Origin of the sequence: Aliinostoc sp. HNIBRCY26, assembly GCF_050235535.1 — a bacterium.
In the GTDB taxonomy this organism is placed as follows: Bacteria; Cyanobacteriota; Cyanobacteriia; order Cyanobacteriales; family Nostocaceae; genus Trichormus.
Map to the genome: position 1 here is coordinate 1,693,520 of NZ_CP189852.1, position 26,984 is coordinate 1,720,503.

21 protein-coding genes and 1 other RNA gene are annotated in these 26,984 nt (G+C 41.8%); 9 read left to right on the plus strand and 13 right to left on the minus strand.

Annotation, left to right across the window (positions count from 1 at the left end; translation table 11 throughout):
* The first annotated feature begins 203 nt into the window (after positions 1 to 203).
* Positions 204 to 1,154 (plus strand): NAD-dependent epimerase/dehydratase family protein, encoded by a 951-nt coding sequence (locus tag ACQFX9_RS07070; RefSeq protein ID WP_427161344.1) that lies wholly within the window; start codon positions 204 to 206, stop codon positions 1,152 to 1,154.
* Between the two features lie 152 nt (positions 1,155 to 1,306).
* On the opposite strand, the gene ACQFX9_RS07075 is transcribed toward ACQFX9_RS07070, so the two are convergent.
* Complete coding sequence (locus ACQFX9_RS07075; RefSeq protein ID WP_427162818.1) at positions 1,307 to 1,960, minus strand: glycoside hydrolase family 24 protein; 654 nt, start codon at positions 1,958 to 1,960, stop codon at positions 1,307 to 1,309.
* A gap of 336 nt (positions 1,961 to 2,296) precedes the next feature.
* Positions 2,297 to 2,953 carry an SDR family oxidoreductase gene (locus tag ACQFX9_RS07080; protein ID WP_427161345.1) on the minus strand — a complete coding sequence of 219 codons (657 nt, stop codon included), beginning with the start codon at positions 2,951 to 2,953 and terminating at the stop codon, positions 2,297 to 2,299.
* 399 nt (positions 2,954 to 3,352) lie between these two features.
* Here ACQFX9_RS07080 and ACQFX9_RS07085 point away from each other — a divergent pair, with 399 nt between their 5' ends.
* On the plus strand, positions 3,353 to 4,012 hold the full coding sequence (locus ACQFX9_RS07085) for a DUF1997 domain-containing protein (protein WP_427161346.1): 660 nt from the start codon (positions 3,353 to 3,355) through the stop codon (positions 4,010 to 4,012).
* Positions 4,013 to 4,162: 150 nt separating this feature from the next.
* Here ACQFX9_RS07085 and ACQFX9_RS07090 read toward each other — a convergent pair whose 3' ends face one another.
* Positions 4,163 to 4,633 (minus strand): DUF4079 domain-containing protein, encoded by a 471-nt coding sequence (locus ACQFX9_RS07090; RefSeq protein WP_103135889.1) that lies wholly within the window; start codon positions 4,631 to 4,633, stop codon positions 4,163 to 4,165.
* A gap of 277 nt (positions 4,634 to 4,910) precedes the next feature.
* Here ACQFX9_RS07090 and ACQFX9_RS07095 point away from each other — a divergent pair, with 277 nt between their 5' ends.
* Together ACQFX9_RS07095 and ACQFX9_RS07100 are read left to right on the plus strand one after the other, a co-directional pair.
* Complete coding sequence (locus tag ACQFX9_RS07095) at positions 4,911 to 6,194, plus strand: ankyrin repeat domain-containing protein (RefSeq protein WP_427161347.1); 1,284 nt, start codon at positions 4,911 to 4,913, stop codon at positions 6,192 to 6,194.
* A gap of 775 nt (positions 6,195 to 6,969) precedes the next feature.
* Entirely contained in the window at positions 6,970 to 7,416 is a 447-nt protein-coding gene (locus ACQFX9_RS07100) for a cobalamin biosynthesis protein (protein ID WP_427161348.1), read from the plus strand.
* A gap of 24 nt (positions 7,417 to 7,440) precedes the next feature.
* On the opposite strand, the gene ACQFX9_RS07105 is transcribed toward ACQFX9_RS07100, so the two are convergent.
* From ACQFX9_RS07105 to ACQFX9_RS07135, 7 genes are all read right to left on the minus strand, one after another.
* Positions 7,441 to 7,797 carry a phage holin family protein gene (locus tag ACQFX9_RS07105; protein WP_427161349.1) on the minus strand — a complete coding sequence of 119 codons (357 nt, stop codon included), beginning with the start codon at positions 7,795 to 7,797 and terminating at the stop codon, positions 7,441 to 7,443.
* Between the two features lie 135 nt (positions 7,798 to 7,932).
* Positions 7,933 to 8,850 carry a peptidoglycan-binding protein gene (locus tag ACQFX9_RS07110; protein ID WP_427161351.1) on the minus strand — a complete coding sequence of 306 codons (918 nt, stop codon included), beginning with the start codon at positions 8,848 to 8,850 and terminating at the stop codon, positions 7,933 to 7,935.
* Positions 8,851 to 9,049: 199 nt separating this feature from the next.
* The gene (locus ACQFX9_RS07115; RefSeq protein ID WP_427161352.1) at positions 9,050 to 10,348 is read right to left on the minus strand and encodes a M16 family metallopeptidase; all 1,299 of its coding nucleotides are present in this window, start codon (positions 10,346 to 10,348) and stop codon (positions 9,050 to 9,052) included.
* 197 nt (positions 10,349 to 10,545) lie between these two features.
* Complete coding sequence (locus ACQFX9_RS07120) at positions 10,546 to 11,823, minus strand: M16 family metallopeptidase (RefSeq protein WP_427162819.1); 1,278 nt, start codon at positions 11,821 to 11,823, stop codon at positions 10,546 to 10,548.
* Positions 11,824 to 12,059: 236 nt separating this feature from the next.
* A non-coding RNA gene (gene ssrS / locus ACQFX9_RS07125) (6S RNA) lies at positions 12,060 to 12,243 on the minus strand.
* A 120-nt stretch (positions 12,244 to 12,363) separates the two neighbouring features.
* Positions 12,364 to 13,506, minus strand: a complete 1,143-nt coding sequence (locus ACQFX9_RS07130) for a 5-(carboxyamino)imidazole ribonucleotide synthase (RefSeq protein ID WP_427162820.1) — start codon at positions 13,504 to 13,506, stop codon at positions 12,364 to 12,366.
* Entirely contained in the window at positions 13,503 to 14,000 is a 498-nt protein-coding gene (locus tag ACQFX9_RS07135; RefSeq protein ID WP_427162821.1) for a pentapeptide repeat-containing protein, read from the minus strand. The genes ACQFX9_RS07130 and ACQFX9_RS07135 overlap by 4 nt, the downstream gene beginning before the upstream one ends.
* 560 nt (positions 14,001 to 14,560) lie before the next feature.
* Between ACQFX9_RS07135 and ACQFX9_RS07140 the strand changes: the two genes are divergently transcribed.
* Positions 14,561 to 14,881 (plus strand): hypothetical protein, encoded by a 321-nt coding sequence (locus tag ACQFX9_RS07140; RefSeq protein WP_427161353.1) that lies wholly within the window; start codon positions 14,561 to 14,563, stop codon positions 14,879 to 14,881.
* A 77-nt stretch (positions 14,882 to 14,958) separates the two neighbouring features.
* Here the strand turns inward: ACQFX9_RS07140 and ACQFX9_RS07145 are convergent, their stop codons facing one another.
* Entirely contained in the window at positions 14,959 to 15,537 is a 579-nt protein-coding gene (locus ACQFX9_RS07145; protein ID WP_427161354.1) for an AAA family ATPase, read from the minus strand.
* Positions 15,538 to 15,791: 254 nt separating this feature from the next.
* Between ACQFX9_RS07145 and ACQFX9_RS07150 the strand changes: the two genes are divergently transcribed.
* Positions 15,792 to 16,319, plus strand: a complete 528-nt coding sequence (locus ACQFX9_RS07150) for a PEP-CTERM sorting domain-containing protein (protein WP_427161355.1) — start codon at positions 15,792 to 15,794, stop codon at positions 16,317 to 16,319.
* Between the two features lie 243 nt (positions 16,320 to 16,562).
* Here the strand turns inward: ACQFX9_RS07150 and ACQFX9_RS07155 are convergent, their stop codons facing one another.
* Entirely contained in the window at positions 16,563 to 17,432 is an 870-nt protein-coding gene (locus ACQFX9_RS07155; RefSeq protein ID WP_427161356.1) for a shikimate dehydrogenase, read from the minus strand.
* Positions 17,433 to 18,153: 721 nt separating this feature from the next.
* On the opposite strand from ACQFX9_RS07155, the gene bioF reads away from it, so the two are divergent.
* The 3 genes from bioF (at position 18,154) to bchE (ending at position 24,528) form a co-directional block, all read left to right on the plus strand.
* Entirely contained in the window at positions 18,154 to 19,329 is a 1,176-nt protein-coding gene (gene bioF / locus ACQFX9_RS07160) for an 8-amino-7-oxononanoate synthase (protein WP_427161357.1), read from the plus strand.
* A 336-nt stretch (positions 19,330 to 19,665) separates the two neighbouring features.
* Positions 19,666 to 22,452, plus strand: a complete 2,787-nt coding sequence (locus ACQFX9_RS07165; protein WP_427161358.1) for a PAS domain S-box protein — start codon at positions 19,666 to 19,668, stop codon at positions 22,450 to 22,452.
* 492 nt (positions 22,453 to 22,944) lie between these two features.
* Positions 22,945 to 24,528 (plus strand): magnesium-protoporphyrin IX monomethyl ester anaerobic oxidative cyclase, encoded by a 1,584-nt coding sequence (gene bchE, locus ACQFX9_RS07170; RefSeq protein WP_427161359.1) that lies wholly within the window; start codon positions 22,945 to 22,947, stop codon positions 24,526 to 24,528.
* A gap of 205 nt (positions 24,529 to 24,733) precedes the next feature.
* Here the strand turns inward: bchE and topA are convergent, their stop codons facing one another.
* Complete coding sequence (gene topA / locus ACQFX9_RS07175; protein ID WP_427161360.1) at positions 24,734 to 26,914, minus strand: type I DNA topoisomerase; 2,181 nt, start codon at positions 26,912 to 26,914, stop codon at positions 24,734 to 24,736.
* Positions 26,915 to 26,984: the final 70 nt, after the last annotated feature.

Genomic DNA, 26,984 nt, shown 5'->3' on the forward strand with positions numbered 1-26,984 from the left:
CTTTGATGCAAGTACCTTGTTTGGTGGTGTAGGAGTATGGGGGTATGAGGGTATGAGGGAAAAACGAACAGAAATTATTATATTTTCTTAAACCCCTAAACCCCTAAACATAAAATTCCTATTGCTAAAGAATAGCTATTCCAGGATTATCGAGATTAACCTATAAGTATTCTGAGTAAAAAATAACAATACAAATAGAGAACATGACTAAAGTTATTGTAACTGGAGCAGCAGGATTTATTGGCTCTCATCTAGCTGAAACTCTGCTAGAACAAGGAAAACAAGTAATTGGTATTGATGAAATTAACGATTATTACGATCCCATATTCAAACGTAAGAATCTTGCTCACTTACAAAGTTCACCTAACTTTACTTTAATTGAGAACGATATTCAGAGCTTAGATTGGTCAAAATTGCTGCAAGATGTAGATGTAGTTTATCATCAAGCTGCCCAAGCAGGGGTTAGAGCCAGTTGGGGTCAAGGTTTTCGTGCGTACACTGAACGTAACATTAACGCCACACAAGTCATGTTAGAAGCGGCTAAAGACGCTAAACAATTAACTAGATTTGTATTTGCGTCTACATCTAGCGTCTATGGGGATGCGGAAACCTTACCAACTCATGAAGGTATTCCTCCACAGCCAGTTTCGCCCTATGGAATTACTAAACTAGCTGCCGAGCGTTTATGTGGGCTGTATCATAAAAATTTTGGTGTGCCTTTTGTGGCTCTGCGTTATTTCACTGTTTACGGCCCCAGACAACGCCCTGATATGGCATTCCACAAATTTTTCAAAGCTGTTTTACAAGATGAAGCAATTCCCATCTATGGTGATGGACAGCAAACACGAGACTTTACTTTTGTCAAGGATGCTGTGGCAGCAAATTTAGCAGCAGCTACCGTACCTGAAGCTGTGGGAGAGATTTTTAATATCGGTGGTGGTAGCAGAGTGGTGTTAACAGAAGTCCTCAACACCATGGAAAAAATCGTCAATAAACCCATCAAAAGAAACCACATCGAAAAAGCAATGGGGGATGCTAGACATACTGCGGCTGATGTTTCTAAGGCACGACGAATTTTAGGCTATCAGCCGCAAGTGTCTTTGCAAGAAGGTTTATTCCAGGAATGGCATTGGGTGAAGGCTTTGTATAGTTAAGTTATTCTCATGGGGTTTGTTGACTGTTAACCGTTCACAGTCCAGCAATTTTCAGATTTTGAATTTTTTGTGGCGGGTTTTATCCTGTTGGAAAGACAGATATTTTTTCAAATCCGCCCTTACTTTATATTCAATCCAAAATCCAAAATTCTTTACGGTTGCTTGACTTGAGGCTTAACCTTGGGACTGGGGGTAGCTGCATTAGCTGCGTTGGGTTGACTGGCTATAGTTAATTCTTCTTGGAGCATTTTTTGGTAAATCTTGGGCAAAGATTTACTAATAGAATTGGTTTCGATGCCATAACCCAGACTTGTCCATGTGGGGGAGAGTCGCCGTAAAACTTCGTTGATTTTTCCTTGACGCAACTGTTGGGAAATATCAACTCCCCAGACACTAGAATCATTTAACCAGCGATAAACTACTATGTCTTGATATTCTGGCTCAAAACTATAATTAGACCAAAACATCATATTGGCTGGTTTGGGGTGATAGCGGGGAGCAATATGAAACCAAGTGGTATTAATAATTTGATATCTGCCAGCAGCAGTAGAACAATTTCCTGTATTTGGCCCTACAGGAATAGTTACACATATCTCAGGATGCTTACTTAAGTCAGTGATTTGCTGTCCACCATATAAGAGAGAATAGGGACGCTTGCTATTGGCTTCACTGGCTGAGATAGTACGCATTAAAGCGCGGACGTAAGGATCACCCCCTTGCATCACCAAAGGCGGTAAATTATTCCCGAAGATGGGATCAGAAGGCGATCGCAAATCCCCAAACACATACCATTGAAATAAGTACACAAAGGCAAGTAGTGCGGCTATGGGGCCGATAAACTTTTCCACCCCTTTGAGTTCAACGCTTTTCAGAGTTTTACTCCTTGCAAATTCACTCTCTTAAGTAACAACAGCAACAGACGTATATATTTCGGCAAAGTTTGGAAATAGTCAATAGTCAATAGTCAATAGTCATTAGTCATTAGTCATTAGTCATTAGTCATTAGTCAGGGCTTTAAGTATTCTCTAGGTTCATAACAGGAGATCAGTATAAAGTCTTGAAAAAATAATGCTTTATCGTTTTCGGCTATGGACTGTTGACTATGGACTATTGACTATGAACTATTGACTATTGACCATTAACTAACATTGCTGAAACAATTCTCCAAAGCTTTTAGCACTGGCTTGTGGTTTGGCGACTATCTCGACGATTTTATTGCGTGCGGATGGCTCAAATAAGGCTTCTACACAAACTTGGGCGACTTTTTGTCGGGGAATGCTGCCGTCAAATAATGTATCAGCCCCCTGCATGACGATCGCATCCGTATTATCTTCATTTTTTAATCCGCCAGGACGGACTATTGTATAAATCAGACCACTTTTTTGTAGATACTCTTCTGCTTGTTTTTTCCATACCAAAATTAACCAAAATAAATTCAACGGATGGAAAAACTGGGAGACACACAAGGAGGTTACTAAGATAAAACTCTCAATGCCCTTGGCTTTGGCTACATCCACTAAATTTTTAGTGCCTTCAAAATCTACCTTGTAAGGGCCAGTAAAATCAAAACTCGGTTTTGCACCAGTGGCACACAAAACAACTGTACTATCTCCCAAGGCAGTGGTTAAGCTTTGTGGGTTTAATACGTCACCCACCACTAACTCAGCATCGGGTGGCAAAATAGCTCTAGCTACCTCTATATCCCTGACTAAAGCACGCACAGGGATGTTACGTGCTACTAACTCTTGTACAATGCGGCGACCTGTTTCACCTGTTGCGCCGGCTACAAATGCTTTCATTGAAAACGCTATCCTGGGAAACTAGTGTGTGCTTGATCCGTTTTATATTTCAATACGGTTCAGATAAGAAAAATAAATTTCAACCAAGCCAGCAAATGTTCACTCAACAAAAAACGAAAAAATGATTTTGGAGGGGGTTTGGGGGACGCAACCGTCCCCCAATCGGGGGTTTGGGGGATTCTCCCCCAAATCTTGCTCATTGTCTAATAGGCAGAGCAAAAATTGAGAAATTAACTCTCACCACCTTAACTGAACCGTATTGTTTTATATTTTAGTGATTTTATGAAGTTTATGACAAAATTATAAGCTTTCAGTCAAAATGGAAGTTTAGTGCTAACCGACCCATTCAACCTGGGAATCCTAAACATAGACAAACGCCATGCTAGAGGGGAATGCTTCATGCTTTCGACAAACGGCGAATACCAATCTTTAGAAATTACAGAAAAAATTGTCCCCGTTGCTGCTAACATCCCAGATACAGAAGCCACAGGTACAGAAATCACTACAAATACTCAAACTAAATTTTATGGTCATTATGCCGACTGTATGGAAATGTATGCTCCAGCCAGTACAGTTGGTGAATATCTGAACACCCATGCTAGTTGGTTTTGTCGCTGTGCTGAACCTATGAAGGTACAGCCTCTGGGCGAAAATGGTTACGCTTTAACTATTGGTAAGTTTGGTGCGTTTGGTTATGAAGTTGAGCCGAAAATTGGCTTAGAGTTGTTACCCCCAGAAAACGGAGTTTATCGCATTCGCACCATTCCTATCCCCGACTATCAAGCACCTGGTTACGATGTAGACTATCAAGCGGCTTTACAGTTCAAAGAAGATGAAAGTGAAGTCACACGGGTAGAATGGGAATTAGATTTGGTTGTTTGCATACATTTTCCGCGATTTATCCAGCGTTTGCCCAAGTCTTTAATTCAGTCTACAGGCGATCGCCTACTTAACCAAATCGTCCGCCAAGTCTCTCGCCGACTCACCCGCAAAGTCCAAGAAGATTTTCACAACTCTTTCGGCGTACCTTTACCAAAACACTTGCTGAAAAAGTGGTGAGGTAGTCAATAGTCAATAGTCAATAGTCAATAGTTAAAGAATAGCGAGTTTTTCTTTTTGGTTTGTGTGTTTAACCAGCAACAAAAATAAAAAGAATAAAATCTCTGGACTACAGAATACAACTGTTGACTATTGACTAATGGCTATTGACTAAGCTTTAGAAAGTATTCTTTGGACAATTTCTACACCTGTGATAGCTTGCCAGGTAAACAGTCCTAACATTACGAAATTTAAGAGAATGTGAGTCACACGCGCCCAATTTGCACCTTTTTGCATAAAAGGAGATAGGGCGGCTGAAAATGCTATTAAAGCCGTCATTCCCAACCCAGCTAAGAGGTGCGGCCCCACAAACAATTTACCGTTGTTAATGTAAGTGACAGCCATCCCACCAATCGCACCAGCTACCATCAAAGCCAAAATTAATGAGCCTATTTGGTAGTGTTTAATGTTATATCTACCTTTAATTAATTCTTTCTTTTCTTCTCCTTGAGCGTTGCGAGTACGCTGTACTTGCAAGCCTAAATAAGCAGCATATAGTGAAAGTGCCAGTAACACCCACATAATTAACGGGTGAAAGAAATTTAGCCAATATTTAACCGAGGCAGACAGTTCCAAACTCATCGTGTTTTCACCCAATTCTTAAATCTTAATAAAAATTAGCACAATTTCATGGGTGATTGTTGAGTCAATAGTCAATAGTTTTTCCCTACTACCCTGTCTACCTTGTTTACCTTCCAGTCTCCAGTCCCCAGTCATTCTTCAATTTTGAATTTTGAATTTTGAATTTTGAATTTAGTTAGTCCCCAATCCCCAACCTCCCCACTTGCCAAAGTAGCAAAAGCATCTGAGACTAAATTCTGAGACTGAATAAATCAAATTTCCCAGTCGGAACTGATTCATGATTGACAACAATGATGCTTTGTTGCTGAAGGCTGCTAAAAGTGGTGATTTGAAGCGGTTGGATGCGCTGTTGGCTGCGGGTGCAAATGTAGATATGTGCGATCGCGATGGGACTACAGCATTAATGTTTGCTGCTAATCTAGGTTATACGGAAATTGTGCGATCGCTTTTAGATGCAGGGGCAAATATTAATTTAACTAGAAAACGCTATGGTTTGACGGCGTTAATGTTGGCTGCTAGTGCTAATCAATTAGATATTGTGCAGATGTTAATCCCCAGAGGGGCTGATATTAACGCGACTAATGAAGATGGTAGTACGGCTTTAATGGTAGCGGCACTGAAAGGCCATAGCAATGTAGTACACACTTTGCTCAAGGCTGGGGCTGATATCAATTTGTCAGATAAAGATGGTGATACAGCTTTGAAGCTAGCTGTCAAACATGGAAAAGCAGCTGTAGTACAGTTGATTTTACAACATGGCGCGGATGTTAACAGTCAAGACGAAGATGGGGAAACCTTGCTCATGATGACGGCTGACTTGGGAAATTTGGAGGTAGCCCAAGCATTGCTAGCGGGTGGGGCTGATGTCAATTTAAAAAATCAAGACGGTGGAACTGCACTCTTTGCAGCTGCGGCGGCTGGACAGGGAGCGATCGCCACTATACTACTAGAGCAAGGGGCTTTAGTTAATCATCAAGATCAAGATGGCGAAACAGCTTTAAACCTTGCTGTCATCGAAGGATATCTGGATGTAGTGCAGATTCTACTCAATCGGGGTGCTGATCCTCAACTGAAAAATCATCTGGGTGATACACCCTTGATAGTAGCTGCATTACAGGGACACAGTGAGATAGTGCAAGCATTACTCAACTATGGCGCAAATGTACATGGGGATAATCAGGGTGAAACTCCTTTAATCTTAGCTGTCTCCCAAGGACATACACAGACAGTCAAGGTATTGTTAGATTATGGGGCGAATCCTCATGCTACAGCTAACGATGGCAAAACTGCGCTAATTAAGGCAGCAGAACGCAACTATCACCAGATAATTCAGTTATTGTTAGGCAATGGTGCAAATGTTAATGCTCAAGATGCAGCTGGGGCTACAGCTTTGATGTGGGCTGCATCGGGAGGTTATGGTACAGCAGTCCAGACTTTAATAGCATCTGGGGCTGATATGAATTTAAAAAACCGTGGTGGTTATAGTGCTTTGATGCTAGCGGAATTTAATGGTTATAGAAGTATTGTGCAGATTTTGCAGCAAGCAGGAGCGCAAAATTAGATACAAAACACTCTACCAATTCGCAGTAGAGTTGGGTAGCAAAGGCTGGCAACTCAAAAATTTGTGGTTCTCTTGTACGTCTTTATATAGGAATCCGCTTTGATTCCTGAAATTATTTGCGTAGGGAGGGAACAGGCTTCCGCCGTGAGCGTCAGCCGAACGGGAACAGGGAACAGAAAAGAAAGAATCAAAGTGTACCTAGCTTCGCAAAAATTAAACAGGAATCTTATACAAGTCTTGGAAGTTATAAATTTTGAACAGTAATCAAGCAAGAATAATCAAAAATATCTGTTGTTTTGGCAACAAATTTTATCTAGAATATTTTGATAAAAGCAGTTGTTTTAGACAACTTGACAACTAGTAAAAAACACGGTATTAAATTAAATACTGAATCAAAAAACTGTTACAGAAATGAGAAACAAAAATTCTCATATTTCAGTCGTAGCTTATATAAAGTGACTGCGGCTAATATGGGAAGAAATTGAAACACCGAAAGTAGACCAGGTAAAAAATATTTTGCTTCACGGATGCCAAAGAAGCGAAATTAGAACAGTATATTTACTTTCTAGTTTTTACCTTGTCATTCCTCCGGCGTTTCCTACTGTGCTAGATATGCTTAATATAGAGTTTTTCATTTCTGATAACAGTATTCTAACTATCAGTTTTTCTGTATTTTAGTAAACGCCAAAAAGCTAGCATCTACTCATGTAATGAAAAACCGAAGTACGGAAAGTTATCGAATCTACCGACTAGAAATCTAAGATTGGATTTAAGATTGGAAAGTATTCCTCAAAAAAATCCATTAATTAAAAACTTGTGGCTGGGAATAGGCTGTAAATCAGGGATTTCTACTGAGTTATTATTAGCAGCCGTTGAGCAAGTTTGCCGTAATTATGAACTCAGGTTAGCAGCGATCGCCGGCATTGCTACTATTGATATTAAAGCTAGAGAAATCGGCTTAGTAGAGTTTTGCCGTAGTCGTGACTTACCTTTAATAACCTTTACCGCCCAGATATTATCTCAAGTTGCGGTGCCACATGGTGATATGGCGATCGCTAAAATAGTAGGAACACCAAGTGTAGCCGAAGCGGCAGCAATTTTAGCCGCCTCGCAGAAAAATTTAGCAGTCAAGCTGATAGTTCCCAAACAAATTATCCGCTTACCAGAGCAACCAGGAGTAGTAACAATTGCCGTAGCTCAAACCCTGCTGACTAATAACTAATGACTAATGACTATTGACCATTGACTACTCCTCTACACCTCTTAAAATGTAGTTAATTACACTAGAAACTATAGATAATACAATTGACCCTAAAAAAGCAGCTAATGGGCCATCAATTACAAAATAGTCACGAGGTGTGAGAATACTTGCTAACCACAGTAAAAAAGCATTCAGCACTAATGTAAATAAACCAAAAGTTAATAGAGTAATAGGAAATGCCAAAAAACCTAAAATTGGTTTGACAAAAGCATTAACTAACCCAATAACGGCCACTGCAAGCAGCGCAGCTACAAAACTCTTTACAGCAAATCCCGGTACAACATGGGCGGTAATTAACAAAGCCACCGCAGTACCCAGCCAAGTCAACAGGAAGTTTTTCATATTTTGTCAAGAAAAGTGAGCCTCACCAGAAAGCATCCGAAAAAAAGCAATTGGTAATTGCTAATTGATTTTCTGAGTTAACAATTACCAACTATCACACAGCAGAAATAAATGACTTTTTCTACCACAAATGATTTAACGCCGTTGAGAAGAACGTTGTAACAAAGCCTCCCAAGTAGCACCACCAACTACACCATCAGGATTAATCCCATAGCGTTTTTGTGCTGCTTTCACCGCCGTTTCAGTCATCACGCCGAAGTAACCATCTACACTACCCTTGAGAAAACCTAATTGACTCAATCTTGTTTGTAACTTACTAACCTCCGGGTTACTCATCCCCACTCGCAAAATTGGCCAGCCTTCGGTAGTGTACTGCACACCAGCAATGCGGTTAGCTGGCGGAGTCGGACTTAAACGAGTGGTATTACTTGTGTTTTGTCTGGAAGTTGTAGTCCTAGAAACTGGCGTAGTTCTAACCACCTGATTATTTGGGGGTTTAGTCGGTGTCCGGTTGGGGTTAGGCTTAGTCCCAACAACTTGATTAGGAACAGCGCGGGGATTAGCTGGCCTGGGTTCAGGTCTATTATTAATGACGGTCGCCGCTTGAGTAGGAACGGGAAAATTAGATGGGGGATTAGTTGCTGGCGTTGATGCTGTCAAAGGTTGGTTGGGGAAGAGTTTTTGCCAAGTAGCTGCATCCACAATACCATCTGGACTCAAGCCCACCGTTTGTTTAAATCGAGAAACTGCATTGGCTGTTGCTTCATTATAGTTACCATCCACTGTACCGGAGTAAAAACCCAACAGTTTCAGAGCCGCCTGAAGTTCCGAGACACGTTCACCTTGACTACCAACCTTGAGAGTAGGACGACTGATCCCAACTTGTTGGGCTATTTGTTGGGGTGTAGCAACTGCGACTACAGCCGATAGGCCAAGGAACACAGACGAACAAGAAAACAACAGTAACCAATAAAACCGACTTGTGCTGCAACAGCGAAATGTCTTGAGTAAATTTAAGTAACTCACAATACTTGCTGTCAGGCTACCTTTCATGGAAATTGCTCCCAGAACTTCTGTTGCTAATATTACAACCGTGTGGGGTTATTTAGTAGTGGAGACTGGGGATTGGGGACTGGGGACTGGGGATTGGGAAAACAGGGGAAGAAAAACTTCACTCATAACTCAGCACTCAGCACTCACAACTCAGCACTCACAACTCAGCACTCACAACTCAGCACTCAGCACTCAGCACTCACAACTCAGCACTCGAAATCGCGCGGTTAATCGCTTCTTCTTGACCTACTAAAGAAATATAAGGTTTCTGGAAGTGGTTACGGGCTGTGATTAAAGCGTCTTGGGGAGTGACAGCAGCCATTAGTTCTTGAAATTGTCTGTCGTAGTCGATTCCTAAGCCTAAAATTTCGTACCAACCGTAGATTTGGGCAATTTGTCCGTTTGTTTGTTTACCTAAAGCATACTGCCCTAAAATTTTGTTTTTGGCAGTTTGCAGGCTGGTTTCAGACAATTCAGTGGTACAAAGTAACTCTACTTCTGTATGTAATCCTTCTAGGGCGATGGTGGTATTTTCTGGGGCTGTACCCATGTAAACTAAAAATGAGCCTGGGTATAGTTTAGTTGGGTAAAAAGCTGAAACTTCGTAAGCTAGACCTCGTTTTTCTCGTAATTCCACAAATAGGCGGCTAGATAAGCCATTACCTAAATAGGTAGAGAGCAATTTTAATGGCGCGTAATTAGGAGAATTGACGGCTGCACCTAAATAACCCAACATGACGATAGATTGCTGTGTCTGTACGGGTTTGAGTTGGGATTGTGGTTCTACGGGAATTTCCGGTAAATTACTAGTTGGCGTTGGTTGTTCTGGAATTTGCCAATCTCCAAAGACTGACTCAACTAAAGCTATGGCTTCATTACTGGTAATGCGTCCAGCAATGCTAATAACTATATTGTCTGGGCGAAAGTAAGTTTGATGATACTCTATTAAGTCGGTTTGGGTGATGTTTCTGACGCTGTTTTCATCCCCCATGACTGACATTGCATAAGGATGATCTTGGTAAATGACTCGCCGTATTTGTTCCATCGCCAAGGTGAAGGGCTGTTCTTTTTGGGAACGAATACTATTGATGCTTAAACGCCGTTCTAGTTCTACTTGGGTGGTGGGGAAAGTAGGCGATCGCAAAATCCGTCCCGCCAGTGATAATATCTGAGAAAAATCCTCTGTTACTGTCTTTAAGGACATTAAAAAATAATCAGTCGATGTGTCTGCACTCAAACTAGCTCCCACAGATTCGACTTCTTCCGCAATTTCCATACTAGAAAGGCCATCACATCCTTTAGTGATGACTGCTGCTAGTAAATGCACTAAACCTGCTTTTTCTCGTGGTTCGCAGCAACTACCAGCACGGATAAAAATGCGCCCCGCAATAATATCCGCAGCCGGATTTTCTGCTACTAGCACGACAATACCGTTGTTTAATACAGTGCGATGAACAGGGGAATTGTTAGACAAAGAAGGATTCACAGTTTGAGTCATTGGTTATTAGTCATTAGTCATTAGTCATTAGTCATTAGTCAGTAGGGGTGGTTTCTGTGAGAGACTTACGTTGTCAAACAGATATTTTGCTTAAACCCACCCGTACATCATTAGCCATTCGTTTTTCTCCCTCTGCTTCCCCTGGCTCCCCCTGCTCCCCCTGCTCCTCCTGCTTGCTCTGCACTCTATGCCAGAAACTAACATGGTTTCATCATGGTTACAGCGTAATCTTGCAATGAAAGATACTGTTGGGCTAATTTTTGCAGTTCTTGAGAGGTGAATGATTTAATTTGCTGGGGGTAGGTAACGGATAATTCCGCTTGGGCGATGGTGTTGTAATATCCATACATTCCACTGATCTGATTTGGTGTTTCGGTGGAAAAGGCGTATTCATTACATAACAGCCTACGTGTACGAGCTAATTCTTGTTCGCTCACACCTTGGTTATGGATATCATGCAAATGCTCAAGAATTAATGTTTCTACTTTTTCTAAGTTTTCTGGTTCTACCCAAGCTGTAATTGTAAATAAGCTTGACTCACGTTGTAGAGAGAAATTGCTGCAAATTCCTTGGACTAGTTGTAGTTCTTCTCGCAAGTCACGCACTAAACGAGAAGTCCGGCCTTCTGCCAATAATACTGATAATAAATCTAAGCCATAGGCAGCACGCAGTTGTTTTACCCCTGGTACTAGCCACGCTATCAATAGCCGTGCTTGTTCGATGTTTGGTAGATACAATTCTTGACGGCGTACACCATGAATCATGGGTTTGCTTACTGGCGCGACTGGGGGACATTCTCCACGTTCCCCAAATTTATTAAATGAGCTGTTAACTAAATCCCAGGCTAGTTGTTGACTAATTCCCCCCGTTACCACCACTGTCATATTTTCGGGTTGGTAGTATGTGCGGTGAAAACAGCGCATCGCCTCTGGCGAGTGCTGCATTAATTCTGCTTCGTTCCCCAAAATTGAACGTCCATAAGGATGATTTTGGTAAACACTTTGCAGCAAAGATTGAAAACCTACCCAATCAGGATCATCATAGCAAGCGCGGATTTCTTCTAAGACTACATCTCGTTCACGCTCAAACTCATTGTCTGGAATGGCGGCGTTAATTAGTAGTTCTCCTAAATGCGGCAGAGTATCTTCTATATAATTAGCCGCAGTCGTCAAGGAATAATTAGCATAATCGTAACTTGTAGCTGCATTACTGACTCCACCTGTATTTTCGATATTGTGGTCGAACATTCCCGGATCTAGGGTGGCTGTACCTTTAAAAATCATGTGTTCCAAGAAATGAGCCATCCCAAACCAAGGTTCTGGCTCATGTATGGTTCCAGCCTTTACCCATATATCAGCCACCACTACGGGTGTAGAGGGAATTTCTTGATGAATCAATGTTAGACCATTATCTAGCCGGAAAACCGAAGCTGGAAATACAGGATTTGTCAATGAGGATTTTAACAATTTTTCTATTCTTAACTAAAAATTAAGTTAGGTTTTAGCTATCGTAACTCTGATTTGTATCTCATTAAGCATCATATGATACAAATGGCGTTAAGCTTTTTGAAGTTGGGGATTGGGCATTGGGCATTGGGCATTGGGCATTGAATTGGAAAGTTTTACCCCTATACCCTTAACACCCTTACACCCCTATACCCCTAAAATATTAAAGCTCCCAATTTCAATGAAAAATGGGAGCTAGAAATTTTGAGTTCACCGCAACGCCGTTTTACCTAAGTTTATGACCTGGTTAAACCAGGTGGGTACCGATTTTGCCCGTTTAAAGTTTCCGAGTACAAGCCCGGTCTACTGCCACGAGGAATATTTGGTTCCCGTTTTCTTAAAGACATAGATCAAAAAACTTGATGGCAGTCACCAACGTCGCAGTGCAACTCACTCATTATAGCTTCTCAAAGTGGATTGTGTGCAAGTTGGGAATTGGGAATTGGGAATTGGGCATTGGTCACGGGGAATAGAATCTACCTTGTCTCCCTTCCCTACACCTTCAGTTCTTCAACTTGAGTACCAGATAGATTCCACAGTCTGGGCAATTTCTGCGGCTATTGTTGGGTGATGATTTTCTAATAAGACGGTGACGTGTCCTAGTTTGCGGCCTGGGCGGGATTCGGTTTTGCCGTACCAGTGGACGTGGGCTTGGGGAATGGCTGCTAATTGTTGGCGTTGGCTTTGGTAGTCGCTTTGAGAGGTTTCGTAACCTAATAAGTTGACCATGATGGCGGTTGCACCTTGTAAGCTGGGATCGCCTAAAGGCATACCACACACGGCTCGAAGCTGTTGCTCAAATTGGGATGTGGCGCACGCATCTAGGGAAAAATGCCCGGAATTATGGGTGCGGGGGGCGATTTCGTTAACTAGGACTTTACCATCGGTTGTGAGAAATAATTCGATGGCAAATACGCCGACGAATTGCAGGCTGTCTAATAGTTTATGGGCGATCGCTTCTGCTGTGGCAACTTGCTCTGATGTAATATTCGCCGGGGCGATGACTCGCCGACATACTTGTTGTTCTTGCTGGGTTTCTACCACAGGATAGATGACAATTTCCCCGTCTACGCTGCGGGCTGCAATTACAGCTAATTCCCTTTCAAAGGGGATAAATTCTTCTACTAAAAATAGAGTTGGGTTGTCTTTGCTGAACTCTAATTTCTCTTGTAAGCTGGCTAAATCACGAATAATAAAGGTTCCTTGTCCGTCGTAGCCGTGACGGCGAGATTTTAAAACCAGGGGAAAACCGAAGTCTGCAATTTTGGCTGCGATATCTTCTTGTTGTTCAATAGCAAAAAATTGGGGAACGGGTAGCCCTAAGTCACGTAAATAACAACGTTGATGATATTTATCTAATAATGGTGCTAGGGCTTCTAATCTAGGACGAAAGCAGACACCTTGATTTGCTAGCTGTGATAATGCCTCTAAATCGACAAATTCGTTTTCAAAGGTGATGACATCGCTGTTCGCTGCTAACTTTTTTGTGGCTTCAGCATCATCTACTGCTGCCAATATGGTATTGTGAGCGATCGCCACTGCTGGATCTTGGCTGCTAGGTGTCTGCACTATCAACTCTACCCCTAGCTTTTGTGCTGCACTTCCCATCATCCAGGCTAGTTGTCCGCCACCAATTACACCTACACGCTTCATGAACATCCTAAAGAATCACGAGTTTCTACACCTGTTTGCGAATTTACTCCGCTAGCTTTTGTACAAAGTTCTTTGATTTGTGCCTTGTCTAAAATTGCATCTGTAAAGTCTGCGCCTTCTATGTTCACATTATTAAAGATGGCACGGAGTAAAAGAGCTTCTTTAAAAACGGCATCGCTTAAATTAGCCCCTGTTAAGTTTACCTGATCTACCATTGCATTCGTTAAATCTGCTCTGTGGAGGTTGGCTTGTGTCATCACAGATGCACTCAATACTGCTCCCCTTAAGTCAGCACCAGTAAAATTTGTCATTTCTAAGTTAGCGTTAGAAAATTCCGCCGCTTGTAAACTTTCACCGGAAAAATCGTGGCGGGATAATTCTGCGTTGCTAAATGATAGGGGATGTGTCCAGTCTACTGCCCAAGCGGGAAAAGGCAAGCAAAAAACAATGATCCCCAAGGCTAATATCAATATCAATGCTTTGTGCCAAAACATCTTTAGGTAATTAATTTGCTGCTTCATTCTGCACGTTCCTGATTATCAAGTGTTTTGGATTATTAACAGCTTAACATTTTGTTATAAATGCTTGGCAATGCCTACACCTTGAGGATTTGTATGACTTTTGGAGAGATAGATACAACTCTAGGCAGTAGAAAAATTATTTAATGATCAGATATATTTAGATTCAGTCAAATAAATTAAGTGTTTACTCAAGCAATAGTTTACAATTCTTGACTTTAAATTGTGATTTTTAGGGTATAAATATTTTTAATTGAGATTAGGCGATCGCGATGTAATTTACAATTCTTCAAGTTGATATTTCCAAGTAAAGTTTATTGTCAATTATGTTTTATAGCCGAGATTGACTGTTAGTCTTTTAATCATAAAGAGCATTAAGCTTATAGAGCATAATCTTCTGATGCTTAATTAGCTTCTGCATGGGGAGTATTAACCAAGATTCATATTGACTGCTAAAACTCTGAATCAGTCTGCTTGACTGGGATTTATTGTTCCTCATTAGACAAATTCAACAAGCCTAATAAGTAACTGCAATTATGACACACTACTCTATTGAATGGATCGAAGCTTGGTGCGAAGAAAATGGCTGGACAGAACTATTTGTAGAGCGACGGAATCATTACTGGGCGTTTCCTCCAGGTTGTGTCATGCCTGAACCAATTCCTAGTCATGTCCTCAGAAGTATTAAATCTGAAAAAGGGCTGACATTTGAAGAAAAGATTTGGTCAATGTCAGCAGTGGTGAGTACAGTTTTAGCAGTTATTTCCACCTTCGTTCTGAGATGTCCTATGCCATTAGTTTTTGCTTTTGCTGTCAATGCAGTTACAGTGGCGCAACTTGAACCAGAGGATGTCTAAGTTATTTAATTTGAAATTTGGTTGTTACTCCTCATATACTGCCCTTGGCATCGCTTCCGTCCGGGGCAGTTTTTAATTTAATATTTGCAGTTTCTTAACCATTCGTCTGTCATTTGGGGAGATTTGAATTGTATGACTGATAGATGGGAATATTTTGGTTGTTGAAATAGCAGAGGATATTTTTTTCGGTTTTGGTGATGTGTTCTTAACATCCACAAAATAATAGAATCTTGACTGAAAAACGATAGTTTAAAATCTTCACGATTACCATTCCAAAGTTCTTCTTGCTGCCAAGAACGCCACCATGTCCGCCGCAGCAGTCGCCCCATAACTACCCAAAAGGAGTAGTCGAGAAATAGAATCGTGTCGGCTTGACTCCAAATGATATCACGAACTTGACTATAGTTACCGTCTACAACCCAGCGATCGCCACTCAAAGCCTGTGTAACTCGCTCTCGAAACACTTCATCCGCCGCCGGAGTCCAATTCTGTTCCCAATGCAGTGCGTCTAATTCAATGTGAAGAATTTGCAAGTGTTGAGCGACTTTTCGCGCTAAAGTTGTTTTTCCTGATCCTGTAGTCCCGACAATCGCAATTTTTTGCCCACAATGCTGACAGCTTTCTTGCATAGATGATTTGCTATGTATAGGACTCATATTTGATTTCTGAAAAAAACTCCGTACACTTTTGTTCCTTCTTCCCCGTTCCCTGTTCCCTTCCTACGCAAATGATTTCAGGAATCAAAGCGGATTCCTATAGCTTTATATATAGTAATCCGACTTAATTATTGAAATTACTTACGTAGATAAGAAATAGGGAACAGACATTTATTTTTTATTTTTACCTCTAATTAAATTAGACTTAAACTCATAACCTCAAGATTATCTCGTTTGTAGTGAGGGAAACTGAGATGAAATGGGGTTCAAAGTTATTGCTAACTGTCGCTAGTTTAACTTTAGGATTAGCCAGTTTAGATGTAAAACCAACTACGGCGGCAATTGTTAATTATTCTTTTACAGTTGATAGTCCCACAAAAAAAGGCAATGGACTGTTTAGCTTTGATGATGCGACTTTTATTGATGGCATAGCAAAAGTGCAGTCTCTAACTTTTAAGTTTGATGATGAATCTAATATTTACACTGAGCAAGATGATTTCAACTACCCAGACTATCCTATTGTTTTTCTCAACAATTTTTCTACGGGTAAAAATGCTTTTGCGCTAGACTATGCTTTCGGTGTTCAAAATAATCCTGCAAGTTCTATCGCTTATGAAATAGCTGGTGAAGATTTTACAATTTACTCCAGAGACCCTGCTAATACTGAGTTTATCTCTGGTACTGTTACCTATGCAAAAGTTCCTGAACCTGCTATGTTAGGAGGAATTTTATTGGTGGGTACTGTTGCGTTGATGAAGCAAAAGAAAATCAAGGTTAACTAAAAGAGCGAAACTAGATTTGTTGAGCTATTCCTAGTAACTAGCATTTATAAGCCAATACGGTTCACTTAAGGCTAAAGTCTGGGGTTTTTGAAGTAAGGAAAAGTTCGTAGTAAGGACTTCAGTCCTTATTACAAACTATTTTCTTAACTGTTTACCTAAATTTTCGTGAAATTCAGTATTTGTTGTTTGTTATCTGTTGTCAGGTTCAATCCAAAATCCAAAATCTAAAATCTAAAATTGATCTCACCCCAAGCCTAATTGCTTTTTTAAAGCTTGACGCATGATATCTACGGGTATATCGTCTCGCTGTAACCAGATTTTTAATGCAGCCACTCCTTGTTGAACTAGCATTTCTAAGCCATCAATGATAATTGCACCTTGTTGTTGTGCATATTGGAGAAATTTTGTTGGCTGGGGAATATAAATCAAATCATAGGCGATCGCATCTGTTGGTAAATTCGCCATTTCGTCTATACTCACAGGAGAATCATCAACTTTGGGATACATCCCCATCGGGGTGGTGTTTACTAATAAGCTAGCTTGAGAAATCAATTGTGTAAGCTTATCCCAACTATGCACTTGCAAATTCTCAGCGATGGGTGAATTTGCCCAACTTTGTTGAAATTCGCGCAATTTATCGAAATTACGCCCCACCACATGAATTTTAGCAAAACCTAGCTGATGACAACCTGCAACCACCGCCCTAGCTGCACCACCATTCCCTAAAATCACTGCAACTTTCTGACTCCAATCCTGTTGATAGGTGGTTTGCAGAGGGTCAATAAATCCAATAATATCAGTATTTGTCCCCACCCATTTGTTATCTTTGCGGCTAACGGTATTAACTGCACCTATAGCTTGAGCCAGGGGTGTAATTTCCGCCATTAACGGCATAATTGCCTGCTTATGGGGAATAGTCACACTAAAACCCACAGTTCCTACCGCCGCTAAACCTGCAATCGCCACCTCTAAATCTTGCGGGTCGATAGGTAGCGGTAGATACGCATAGTCTAAACCCAAATGAGCGATCGCGGCATTGTGCATCACAGGTGAAAGAGAATGTCCCACCGGATACCCAATTACTCCTAGTAACTTAGTTTTGCCTGTAATCATGGTTGTTAGTCAATGGTCATTAGTCATCACTCATTAGTCATTAGACCAGTCCTAAATAAAAATTAGGTACAAAAAAATGGTAGAACGGAAATTTAACAGTTTACCGTTGGTCTACCATAATGAAAAATCCACTACATTATATACATAAGTATCCACTCCGCACCAAGCAAATATTAGGAATTAGTTACGACCAATTTTTGTTATTAGTACAACAAGCGGAATTCATCAATAGTGTCTTACCAGTTTCTCAGTATAGGTTAAGAAAGCTGTTGCACCACAGGATAAAATCAGAAAATGTATTGAAGTATCAACTCAGATATGGGTAATTTGCCAGAGATTAAAGCCGCTATCCAACAACTGCCAGAAATGATATTCGTCAACTATAGGACTCATATTTGATTTCTGCGAAGCTAGGTACACTTTTGTTCCTTCTTACCTGTTCCTTCTTACCTGTTCCCGTTCGGCTGACGCTCACGGCAGAAGCCTGTTCCCTGTTCCCTTCCTACACAAATGATTTCAGGAATCAAAGCGGATTCCTATAGCTGCTTGGCTAGAAGGATATTTGGCACAAATGTGGGATCGGCAAATAGAAAATGATTTGAAATCAGGAAAATTAGATCGACTAATTGCGAAAGCTGAAGCTGATATTGCGGCAAACCAAGTGCAAAATGTTAAGTCATTTTAGCAGTAGAAAAAAGCCCCAAAAATACGATTTATTAATATGCCCAAACCTTATGATTGGTTACAACAATCTCTTGAAACGATTCATCGCGCTGATTGGTATCGGGCGGTAAAAACTATACATGGTCTGTCAGGTGCGACTGTCATATTAGATGGGCAGGAAGTTATTAATTTTGCTAGTAATGATTATTTGGGATTGGCTGGGGATGAACGTTTGATTGAGGCGGCGGTGGCTGCTACCAAAGAGTTTGGTACAGGTAGCACTGGTTCTAGATTACTCAGTGGGCATAGAGAATTACACAGAGAATTAGAACAGGCGATCGCTAATTTAAAACAAGCCGAAGATGCTTTAGTATTTAGTTCTGGGTATTTGGCTAATCTGGGTGCGATCGCGGCTTTGGTGGGCAAGCGAGATTTAATCTTATCTGACCTGTATAATCATTCCAGCCTGAAAAATGGTGCGATTCTCAGTGGAGCCACAGTTATAGAATATCCCCACTGTGATGTAACACAACTGCATACCTTCTTAGGTGAACACAGAAAAAACTACCGTCGCTGTCTCATCCTGACTGATACTGTTTTTAGTATGGATGGCGATTTATGCCCGTTACCGCAACTTTTAGATTTAGCAGATGAATTTAGTTGTATGCTGCTAGTTGATGAAGCTCATGCGACTGGGGTAATGGGTGAAACTGGTGCGGGTTGTGTGGAATATTTTGGTTGTAGTGGGAGGGAATTAATTCAAATTGGGACATTGAGTAAAGCCTTGGGTAGTTTAGGCGGTTATGTGGCTGGAAGTGCCAAATTGATTGATTTTTTGCGAAATCGCGCCCCCAGTTGGATTTACACCACTGGACTTTCACCCGCAGACACAGCAGCCGCTTTAGCCGCAGTGAATATAGTCCAACAAGAACCACAACGCCGCACTCAGTTGTGGAATCAGATTAATTATTTAAAACAACTGCTACAACAGCAATCACTCAAGCTGAATTTATTACCATCAGAGTCACCCATCTTATGTTTGCAGCTAGTCAGTGCCACAGCCGCATTGCAAGCAGGTGAACAACTCAAAGCCTCTGGAATTTTTGCCCCTGCTATTCGTCCCCCCACTGTTCCCACCAGTCGCATTAGAATCTCTCTGATGGCAACTCACCAAGCAACGCACATTGAAAAATTGGTGGCGGTTCTACAAAGTTTGTCAATCTGGGAATGCTAGAAAGCAAGAATTTTCGTGCAAACTTCTGAATGAGTTAACTTTTGTGTCACTCTTTTCCCAAAATCGAATTAACTATTTTTTCAAATAATCATGAAGTTTTAAAAATCAAGTTATTAACCTGTCATACATCTGGATAATTTAAAAAAATATTAGATAAATTTTGCTTTATAAATATCATTTTTGCCTGAATAATCAACTCAATTAAAATTTAGCATCTAACTAAAGAAGTCTTTTTTGATAATGAGACAATCTATCTAGGGATAAGTTACAAAACTATGCAAACTAGCTTAGGTTAAATAAATCATCTGCAATCAGTATTGGTTGTTCTAAATTTCCATGCCCTACACTGCTCTTTCTTCTTTGTTACGCGTTGGCATTGTCGTGGTAACAGTAATGTTGGCACTCATATTCATGCTAATGCTAGAACCTTGGGTAGAAATGAGTAGCACTCCGTTTCTACTATTTTTTAGTGCTGTAATCCTAAGTGCTTGGAGTGGTGGCTGGAATTCAGGGCTATTAGCAACTGGCTTATCTGTTGTCCTCGGCGACTACTTTTTTCTGCTGCCGAAATTTGAGCTATCTTTTGATATTGCCAATCTTGTCAAACTGACTTTGTTCATTGTACAAGGGTTACTTTTGACTGTTTTGTTTGTGGTTTTAAGAAATGCCAAACATCGAGATGAGGTCAATTTACAGAAACTCAAAGCTAGTGATGCTAGGTTTAGATTAGCATTAAGTAACTCAGATATTATAGTATTTCAGCAAGATCAGAATTTGCGCTATCAGTGGATTCATAATCTCCAAGGCACTAGTGCGGCAGAAATTTTGGGCAAGTCTGATGATGAATTATTTCCCCCTGAAATAGCAGAGCAGTTAACAAGTATTAAGCGCAGAGTTTTAGAGAATGATGTTGCCGCTCGTGAAGAAGTGCGTGTAATTTTGCGGGGACAAGTTCTTTATTATGATCTATTGGTAGAAACTCTGAAAATCAATGAGAAAATTCAGGGTATTACCTGTGTAGCCATCAATACTACTCAGCGTCAACAGGTAGAACAAGAAAAAGCAAAATTGCGACAGAGTTTGCAAGCAGCTATTCAACAAAAAGAAGAATCTTTAGCCTTAATGAATGCTTGGTTAGCCAGTTCTCCCGTAGCCCTGGCTTTTTTAGATACAGAACTCCGCTATGTTTATGTGAATGAAGCACTAGCTGCGATTAATGGTGTACCACAAAGTCAACATATTGGACGTACTTTCCGAGAAGTTTTACCAAGTTGGGTTGATCAAATTGAGCCAATTTTATCTGGAGTTATGTCCACGAAAGCACCCTTGCTGAATCAAGAAGTTAAGGGAGAAACATATCCATCAGGGGTTTATCGCTGGGGGTTGGTGAGTTACTATCCTGTTTGTTTACCGGATGGGCAATTACTCGGTGTGGGTGTGACTGGTCTGGATATTACGCAAAAAAAGCTAACAGAACAAGCACTCAGCAAGAGTGAAGCTTTATTTAGGGCAATGTTTGATCAGGCGGCTTTAGGTATAGCCCTCATTTCTTTAGATGGGCAATTTCTGCAAGTCAATCCAGCTCTTTGTAGACTCACTGGTTATAGTGATGAAGAGTTAATTCAAATGAGATTTCAGGATATTACTCATCCTGATGATTTAGCAAATGACTGGAATCATGCCCAACGAGTCTTGACGCAGGAGATTAGCAGTTATTCTCTAGAAAAACGATACATTCGCAAAGATGGTTCGATGATCTGGGTGAATTTGACCTCTTCGGCAGTGTGTAATGATGAGGGAGAGGCACAATATGCTTTTGGCATTGTAGAAGATATTAGCGATCGCCAACTGGCACTCCAAGAAACTCAACGGGCAAAACAAGCCGCAGAAATGGCTGCAAGTCGCACAGCTAGGTTACAAAGCATTACTGCTGCTTTCTCAGAAGCCCTCACTCCTCAACAGGTGGCTGATGTGGTGGTTAATCAGGGAATTGGGGCTTTGGGTGCTGTGGCTGGTTCCGTCGTGTTAATCGAAGCAGGTGGTAAGTCACTCAAGATTATAGAAGCCATCGGTTATCCTGACTCGATTAGGGAAAGTTGGGCTAGTTTTCCCATCACGGCGAATGTTCCCATCGCAGTAGCAGCGAGAACAGGAAAACCCATTTTTTTAGAAAATATCGCCGCCTTAGCCAGTCAATACCCAGTTATTGCCAATGTCCCCTATCTTACAGGTAATTGTGCCTTTGCTTGTATTCCTCTGATTGTCGAACAGCAGACAATTGGCGTTTTAGGATTAAGTTTTGCCAAAGAACAAGAGTTTACGGACGACAACCAAAGATTTATGTTGACGTTAGCACAACAAGCTGCCCAAGCGATCGCACGCGCTCAACTTTACGAAGCCGAAAAAAACGCCCGTGCAGCCGCCGAGTCAGCCAACCGCGTCAAAGATGAATTTCTCACCGTCCTTTCCCATGAACTCAGAACCCCCCTCAATCCGATTTTGGGATGGGCAAAGTTACTCCGCACCCGCAAGTATAATGAAGCCACCATTACCCAAGCATTAGAAACCATTGAACGCAACGCCAAATTACAAACACAATTAATTGATGACTTACTCGATGTATCCCGCATCTTACAGGGTAAGCTCAACTTGAATATACGGCGAGTAGATTTACGCACCGCAATTTTAGCTGCACTAGAGACAGTGCGCCTGGCCGCAGACGCTAAATCAATCCCTATTCACACCTTACTCGATGACAATATTAGCCCAGTCATGGGAGATAGCGATCGCTTACAGCAGGTAGTCTGGAATTTACTCTCTAATGCTGTCAAATTCACACCCCCTGGGGGAGAGGTGGAAGTCAGGTTAGAAAAGATAGAAGAAGAAGCCCAAATCCAGGTAATTGACACTGGTAAAGGCATTACACCCGAATTTTTACCCCATGTCTTTGAATACTTCCGTCAAGCAGACTCGAAAACCACCAGAGTAGAAGGTGGTATTGGACTAGGGCTAGCAATTGTTCGTCATTTCGTCGAAATACACGGCGGGACAGTCAAAGCCGAGAGTCCCGGCTTAGGACAAGGGGCGACTTTTACGGTGAGATTGCCTTTGGCGAAGAGTTAGGGCATGGGGCATGGGGCATGGGGCATTGATAATCAAGTCTATTTCTCACTATTCCCGATTCCCGATTCCCGATTCCCCAGTCCCCAGTCCCCAATAACTATTGACTAACTATTAATTTTTCAAACAGGAACTTTATTTTAAGGATTAATAACTATAAAGTTATATAAGGATGTGTGGATAAATGGTAATTTATCGTTCGATTAGCATCCTCATCATAACTTTTCATCAATATACGGAGTGGTTAGCGTTGATTAAGATCCGCGACTTTTTTCAGGAAGTCGGGGAAGCAACCTATAGGATAGCACTAGCTTGACGGTGCTGTTATACCAATTCATGAAAACCTTGATACAGATGTAAACCGTGAAAGGTTTGCTGCATCTAAGTTTTTAATTGCGAATTGCGAATTGCGAATTGGTATTCGCTGGGCATTGAGCAGTGTAAAAATCCCAGTCCCTAATCACCAGTCCCCAGTTCCTAATTAGGAGGTAGATTATGCGGATCATGATGATTCAACCCAACTATCATTCTGGTGGTGCGGAAATTGCCGGGAATTGGCCACCAAGTTGGGTTCCTTATGTGGGTGGAGCGTTAAAGACAGCAGGCTTTAATGATATTCGCTTCGTTGATGCGATGACGGATTATATTGCTGATGATGCTTTAGCCAAAATTATTGCTGAACATCAGCCGGATGTGGTGCTGGCGACAGCTATCACCCCAATGATTTACCAGTCGCAAACCACCTTAAGGATTGTTAAAGAGGTTTGTCCCCAAGCGAAAACCATCATGGGTGGGGTGCATCCTACCTATATGTATAATGAGGTGTTTCAGGAAGCTCCTTGGGTAGATTATATTATCCGGGGTGAGGGCGAAGAAATTACGGTGAATTTAATTACCGCGATCGCAAATGGTACAGATGAGCGCGATCGCCGTAATATTTTAGGTATCGCCTTCATTGAAGATGGGCAAGTTATCGCTACACCCGCCCATCCCCCCATTGCTGATTTAGATACTCTCACCCCAGATTGGAGTCTTTTAGACTGGAGTAAATATATTTACACTCCTTTAAATGTGCGGGTGGCTGTTCCCAACTATGCTAGAGGATGTCCTTTTTCCTGTCGTTTCTGTTCTCAGTGGGCATTCTGGCGCAAATACCGTTCCAGCACTCCCAAAAAATTTGTTGATCAGATTGAAATTCTGGTGAAAAAACACAAAGTTGGATTTTTTATTCTGGCTGATGAAGAACCAACTATTAACAAACCCAAATTTATTGCCCTATGTAACGAATTAATCGAACGCAATTTAGGCGTTTATTGGGGAATTAATACCAGGGTGACAGATATCTTGCGGGACGAAGAGGAATTACCTCTGTATCGTAAAGCTGGACTGGTTCACGTTTCCTTGGGAACAGAAGCAGCCGCCCAATTAAAGTTGAATTTGTTCCGCAAAGAAACCACAATTGAGCAGAACAAAAAAGCGGTTCAACTATTAAGAAAAAATGGCATGGTTGCTGAAGCTCAATTTATTATGGGTTTGGAAAACGAAACCCCGGAAACCATTGAAGAAACCTATAAAATGGCTTTGGATTGGCAAACCGACATGGTGAACTGGAATATGTTTACCCCTTGGCCATTTTCTGAATTATTCCAAGATTTAGGCGATCGCGTCGAAGTTCGGGACTATTCGCAATATAACTTTGTCACCCCCATCATGAAACCCGATGCGATGGAAAGGGAAGACGTTCTCAAAGGAGTGTTGCGAAACTACGCCCGTTTCTACCTCCGCAAAACCTTAGAATATTGGTTCGTCAAAGATCCCTTTAAGCGCAGATATCTTTTAGGTTGTCTAAAAGCATTCGTCCAAACCACCCTCAACAAACGCTTCTACAACTTAAAACGAGTCAAGTATAAAGGATTACAAACAGAAATCGAACTAGGTTTCGACGAATCCAAAATTCTCACCCGCGAACAAATCGCCCAACGCAAACAAGCGCACCCAGAACTCGTGGCAGACGTAAACTTCACAGGTAACATTTCCGCCTGTGGCGCGCCTAATGATTTGCCGGAATTTCACGAATAGGGAATGGGGCATTGGGCATAGTGAAATCCTACCTTGTCATCTTCTGCGCCCTTCTTTGCGCCTACTCTGCGAGAAGCCACTTTGCGTCTTTGCGCGGCAGTCGCTTTAAGTCGGGAAACCCGCCCAACGCGCTGCCTTGCCTTTGCGTGAGCTTTTCAAAAATACTTACCGCAAAGCCAAAGCATTGATACAAGAAACCTTGTGTCTATCTTGCCTTGCTTGCGCCCTTTGCCTCTCCCAGTTCGCCAAACTTCGGACTCCACCAACCTTTCTGGGTACTGAAATAGGCTACATCTTGATGTTTCTTATCCTGGCGTGACTTAGGATTGGAACACCTTAACATGGTTTTCGACTGTCCATCTTTGGTGTAACTGTACTCCTCTAAAGGCTGCTTGCACACTGGACAAGAATAAGAAGTTACCTTAGCAGGCGGCTTGGCTTTATTTTCTGTGCCGCTTGCTTGGTTTTTGGGTGCTTCCCAACTTTTCGTGCGATCGCTCCAAAACAGTACAATGTTTTCACAGCCGCTAGTACATTTGAGAAAATATTTTTTCTGGAGTTTACTGCTTTTAATTTTAGAAAGACAATTGTTACACTCTGGGCAACGTGTTCTAGAGGTTTCGTATTGGCGTGGTGTAGATGTCGTACTAGTTGATACACCCACCACTACATTTTTAGCTTTGGAAAGGGCGGGGACAAAGTAATCTTGATTCCAATTGGTGAGATATTGTTGCCAGCCTTGTTTACCTTGAGCGATCGCATCTAAAGCGTCTTCCATCTTAGCTGTGAATTCTGCTTCTAGTAAATCTGGCAGTGCTTTCTGTAAAAAAGCGTCAACTTCTAGCCCTAATGGGGTGGGTTGTAAATTGCCCTTGGCTAACTCTACATAACCCCGATGCTTGAGGGTGGCAACTGTGGGAGCATAGGTACTAGGGCGACCGATGCCTTTGCGTTCCATGAGTTGCACTAATTTGGGTTCGCTGTAGCGTGGCGGTGGTTGTGTTTGTTTTTTCTCAAAATTGGCATTGTCTAGGGTTAAAGCCTGTTTTTGTTGTAACTCAGGTAACACCGAATCTTTACTGAGATTATTCCAATACTTGGCATAACCGTAAAATTCGATAATTTGCCCCCTGGCTTGCCACAACAGATTCCCCGACTGCGTGACGACTAAAGTTTTGCGGAGTTGGGCGGAACGACATTGAGAAGCCATTGCCCGTTTCCAAATCATCACGTATAAATTAAATTCATCTGCTGGTAGTTCTTCTCGTAATTGTACTGAAGGACGAAATACATCTGTGGGGCGAATGGCTTCGTGGGCTTCCTGGGCTGTTTTGCTGCTGCGGTGCTTGGCGACTTTAGGCGGGACATTTTGCGGGTCGTTTTGTTCTAACCACTGGCGCGCACTCTCGCAAAATTCAGGACTCAACATCACTGAGTCGGTTCGCATATAGGTAATTAACCCCGCCTCGTATAACTTTTGCGCCACCTGCATAGTTTTATCTGGGGCAAATTTCAGCTTAGAACCGGCGGCTTGTTGTAATGTGGAGGTGGTAAAAGGTGGTGGCGGTTGGCGTTGGACTGTCTTACCTTCTACGAGAATTACTTGATGGGGATGCTGTTTTGCTGTTTCAGTTAACCTAATAGCTTCTGCTTCTGACAGCACCCGCTTAGATTCTGGTGCTTTTGTGGTGTTATCAGCAGCATCATCATGGGTTTCTGCTTCTTGCTGTTCGGTTTCCTTTGCTGTGTCCGTCGTCCCTTTGTAAAAAGCCCGAAAACCCTCTTGATAATCAACCCAAACATTCCAATAATCTTGGGGAACGAAGGTTTGAATTTCTCTTTCACGCTGACAAATCAGGTGGAGTGTCGCACTTTGGACTCTACCGACACTTTTAGCACCGTTATTCAAAGCCCAAACTAAGGGACTACCTTTATAACCTACCAATTTATCGAGACAATCGCGGCATAATCCCGCACCTACCAAATTTAAGTCTAACTTTCTGGGGTGAGCGATCGCATTTCTCACCGCCGATGCAGTAATTTCGGTATAAATCACCCGTTTAGCATCACGTAATCCTAACACTTCTTTGAGATGCCAGGCGATCGTTTCTCCCTCCCGGTCTGGGTCAGTTGCTAAAACAACCTCATCTACTTGCTTACTAAACGCCTTAAGTTGTTGAATAGTCTCCTTGGCACGTTGGTCACGCGGTACATAGTTGCATCGGACACTACCGCCCTCCATACTAAACCCCAGCGAATCCTCACCCTGATTGCTCAGTTCGCGAATATGTCCACAACTAGCCCGGACTATCCACTCTGCACCCAGAATTTGGCTGAGTTTCTTAACTTTACCAGGAGATTCAACGACTAAAAGACGTTTCGCCATAACACCTGTTGGTTAATGCTCTATGGTATTTTATCAGACTGTTAGTCTAAGATTTAGGGGTGTAAGGGTG